The sequence below is a fragment of the Bacillus sp. SIMBA_031 genome, assembly GCF_046535225.1.
Taxonomy (GTDB): domain Bacteria; phylum Bacillota; class Bacilli; order Bacillales; family Bacillaceae; genus Bacillus; species Bacillus velezensis.
In genome coordinates this window covers 1-255 of record NZ_JAWRXC010000457.1, presented here as the reverse complement: position 1 = coordinate 255, position 255 = coordinate 1, and the positions used below count along the sequence as shown (strand labels likewise).

Genomic DNA, 255 nt, shown 5'->3' with positions numbered 1-255 from the left:
CGAGATTGACCCCAAGCGTCGGTAGGGATCCCAGTCTGCCCCGCTTGTTAGGGGTCGCGAACTCATAAGCCGCAGCAATTGCAGAACTGAACTCCGCTCCAGCGCCGACTCCCTGGACGATCCGCAGCAGAACAAGCAAGATCGGGGCCGCTACGCCGATCGTTGCGTACGAGGGAATCAGACCAATCAGTCCGCTTGAAACGCCCATCAGGACCAAGCTCCAAGTAAGTACGGTCTTTCGACCGAACTTGTCTC

1 protein-coding gene is annotated in these 255 nt (G+C 58.0%); it reads right to left on the bottom strand.

Annotated elements, in window-relative coordinates:
* On the bottom strand, positions 1–208 hold a 208-nt coding region (locus tag SB724_RS21015), incomplete at its 3' end, for an MFS transporter (protein WP_410572908.1).
* Positions 209–255 lie beyond the last annotated feature (47 nt).